Here is a 1,265-nt window from a genome sequence, read left to right as displayed (position 1 = left end):
CCGATTGCGCGGACACTGGGTTAGTTCATTTTCCGCTCGGCCTGTTCGGGTGTGAGATACCCGACAGCCGAGTGAATGCGCTGGCGATTGTAGTAGCTCTCGATATAGACGAACAGGTCCCGTCGCGCCTCCTCGCGGGTCGTCCAACGATGCTGATGAACCAACTCGACCTTCAAGGAATGGAAGAAGGATTCCATCGGGGCGGTGTCATAGCAGCAGCCCGTCCGGCTCATGGACGCTTTGGCATCCATCGCAGCAAGGTGCCGGGCATACGCCTCAGCGGCGTATTGGCTTCCACGATCGGAATGGTGATAAGACCAGGGCTTGGTCGCTGCCGCTGGGCCGCCATGATCAGAGCTCCGAGGGTCAGCTCCGTGCGCAGGTGGTCGCGCATGGCCCAGCCCACCACCTTCCGGGTCGCCAGATCCAGCACCGCGGCTAGGTAGAGCCAACCCTCACCAGTTGGAATATAGGTCATGTCGGCCAGCCAGATCCGGTTCGGCTCGAAGACGGTGAACTTCTGCTGGAGCAGGTTGGGCGCGATCGGCAAGGAGTGACGACTGTCTGTGGTGGTCGGCCGGAAGCGCCGACGGGCCAGAGCGCGAATGCCATGCCGGCGCATCAGTCGCTCGACCCGGCCGCGGCTGACCCGGTGGCCCTCTGCTTGCAAGGCGGCATGGATGCGTGGACTGCCATAGCGGCCATGATGCTGCCCGTGAAGCCTCTGCACCTCCTGTAGCAGGCGCTGGTTGGCGAGGGCTCTTGCGCTTTCCGGCCGGGAGCGCCAAGCGTAGTAGCCGCTGGCCGAGACCTGGAGCACGCGGCACATGAGCCGCACCGGAAAGGTGCGGGCATGCTGCTCGATGAAGCGAAACCTCATTTGGGCATCTCCGCGAAGATGCCGATCGCTTTTTTTAAAACGTCGCGCTCCATCCGGGTGCGATCGAGCTCACGCCGCAGACGGGCAATCTCCGCCGCCTGATCAGCCGGAGAGGCCAGGGGCGCGGAGCTGGCCTTCGCAAGGCTCGAACCAGCCCGTGATCGAGGAGGGCCGCCGTTCACAACCGCCCGCCAGTTGCGCAGCATCGAGGGGGAGATCCCCAGCTCGGTTGCGATCTGCATCAAGGGGCGACCGCTGCTTTCCAGAAGCGCCACGGCCTCCCGCTTGAACTCCGGGGTGAAGTCTCGCCTCGTCTTCGTCATCGAACCCCCTCCCACTCCCTCAGGAGCTTAGCAAAGGTGTCCACCAACGCGAGGGAGGATCA

At 63.8% G+C, this 1,265-nt stretch carries 1 pseudogene; it reads right to left on the bottom strand.

The features are described 5' to 3' along the window. Nucleotides 1–20 precede the first annotated feature (20 nt). Nucleotides 21–1,203: pseudogene (locus DC522_RS33575) on the bottom strand (IS3 family transposase). Between the last annotated feature and the right edge of the window lie 62 nt (nt 1,204–1,265).

This window comes from Microvirga sp. KLBC 81 (genome assembly GCF_003075415.1).
In the GTDB taxonomy this organism is placed as follows: domain Bacteria; phylum Pseudomonadota; class Alphaproteobacteria; order Rhizobiales; family Beijerinckiaceae; genus Microvirga.
This window is presented reverse-complemented; position numbering and strand designations above follow the sequence as displayed.